Raw genomic sequence first — 2433 nt, forward strand, 5'->3', positions numbered from 1 at the left:
AGTGTTAGCGTGTCAATGATTTCACAAGCTATACGGTTCTTTTGAAAAGCTGGCTTTTCTGGGATCATCTCCAAAAGCCCTGCCGTTTCTTTTAATGTTTCAACCCATTGTTGCACTTTCGCATTTTGCTTGCCCAATTGCCCCGCATAACTGCCCGCATACCATTGCGAAAAGGTGCCATCCGGCATACCAATACGCCGCGCCACCTCTGCTTTAGTCCAGCCATTCGTCCGTCCCAAAGCGCGCACCGAATCCACAAGCGCATCCCATAAAGCAATATCATCACTATTGCGGTTTTGGGCTGTCCCATCGGGCTGTTTTTTAGGGCGCGCCCAAGGATTTTTATCAACGGTTGCATTTATCGCGTACTTCATATATATTCCCCTTTCGTATTGATTTAGACATCGACAAGGGGAAGGGCTAAAATCTTGCCCCTTGTCTTTTGTCTTCAATGAACATTTAAAGCCGTACGCGATACTAAAACGGCTAACCTGACAAATCCCCCTCTCTTTCTCACACATCAGAGAACTTGCTAACTTCAAGGCTCCGCGCTTAAATCAAGGCAAAGACACCTAGAAACTTCATGTATTGATTTAAAATATTGAAATGGATTAAGACTTCTCCTCCCCCCTTTCTTTATTAACGCTTCAAGCTGGTACGCGATACAAAACCAGCCCCCCTTATAGGCACTCTTGTAAGTCCCCCCTCTCTTTTCCTATCTTCTAGGAAACTTGATCACTTCATGCACCTCACTTGAAGCGCTAAGGCGTCTTAAAGCTTGGTGCAAATGTTGACTAAACTCTTGCGCATCTAAAGCCTCATCATCCCCTAAAACCGCATCATGAGCCTTTAAAGCGAGATTCCCCGCATTCTTTGGCATCAAGCGGCTTACCTTTGGGGAAACAGAACGCTTGGATTTTGCATCATCACCCCTCCTTGCAACTTTTGCATAAACATCCGCCAATTGATCAGGCGCAAGCTTTGCTGCCAACTGCTTTTCTGCTTTAACAGCTCTCACATATTCTTTACGCAAACGCCCATTCAAACGCGCTGCCTGCTGGTCGTAAAAACCCACATCCGCAAGGCAAGGTGCTAAACAAAGCAACTGATTATTCAAATCATAAACCCGCAAATCTTGGTGCAAATTATCCGGGTCAAAGCGCACAATCACCTTTTCTCCCGCATAGCTATTCAACGCCCGCGCCCAATAACGATTGCCATAAAAATGAATCTCGCCCGTCCCCTTTTGCGTACGCAACGCCTCTGAAGTCAAAAGCCATAAAGCCCTCTGGGCTGCGGTTGCTTGCCGAACTATCGTTCCCTCTGCTTGCAAACTCTCAGTAAAGGTCTCATCAAAACTGCGCCCCGCACAATTAACCGCCTTGCGCCCCGCTTGCGCATTATGCGCCACAATCTGCGCCCCAACATGGGCTTTGAATTCTTCAAATCCTATCGCGCGCCGCCCATAATCTTCCGGCTTGGCATCCGGTTTATTGCCCGTATAAGCCCCCGCACATAATGGGTGTTTTGAAATCTCTTCTGCCAAATCACGCCATGCCCGCTCAATCGGTTTCGATTGTCCGCTATAAGGGGTGGTCCATTGCAATTGAATACCCAAACTCGTCAAAAGACCCTGCGGTTCATCCGCCTTAATCTTAAAACGAAAGCGGTTTTGCACACCTCCAGAAATCCACTTGCTGGTAAAAGCACGCCCATTATCCAAGGTCATACGCTCTGGTATCCCATAAGCCTCCACCATGTCCCCAATCACCAAACGCACGATTTCCCAAGTCTCAGCATCCGATAAGCGCCACGATAAAATCTTGCCCGAATAAAGATCTTGAATGGCAATCAGATAAAGCCGCACAGGCTTTTCTGTCCAAGGAACATTCACAAAAACATCCAGCTTATGCCCGTCCATATTCACTGCTTGCAGTGCATGCAGGCTCGAGCGATCACGCCGTTGGGCGGGATAAAGCTTTTTTGCCGTCTCCTCTCCCTCACGCGCTAAAACCACAACCGCTTTGGAAACTTGCGCCTTAAAACGACGCCGCAAAGCCCGCTCTGAAGGAATGGGCTCCCAACCTTTCTCCCGTGCAACCGAAACCATCCGCCGATAACATGCCGAAAAAGCAGGGCGAGAAGAGCGTAAATAATCCGAACATAAAACCTCCCACGCCCCCTCATGACAGGGTGCAAATTGCGAAACATTCTCCTCACCATAACAAGGCGCAAGCGCTGCCAACCAATCAGGGCGCTCATACCCTTCAACCATCTGCCGCCAATTAAAAAGCGACATCCGGCTCACCCCAAACTGCACCGCACACAAACTTGCTCCATCATGCACACCCATACCGGCATGAAGCAAATCTTCCATAAAGCAAAGTGCCTTCAAACGCTCTTCACAGCGCCTTTTATGCGCCTTTGAAAGCC

General features: G+C 48.6%; 1 protein-coding gene and 1 pseudogene. Both read right to left on the reverse strand.

All coding sequences use genetic code 11. The features are described 5' to 3' along the window. A pseudogene (locus PVV69_RS09635) lies at nt 1-374 on the reverse strand (DNA transposition protein); the annotation flags it as partial. Nucleotides 375-715: 341 nt separating this feature from the next. Then, a partial coding sequence (locus PVV69_RS09640; RefSeq protein ID WP_273757328.1) for a transposase domain-containing protein occupies nt 716-2433 on the reverse strand: 1718 nt, incomplete at its 5' end.

Source organism: Bartonella sp. MM73XJBT (assembly GCF_028618465.1).
Taxonomy (GTDB): Bacteria; Pseudomonadota; Alphaproteobacteria; order Rhizobiales; family Rhizobiaceae; genus Bartonella.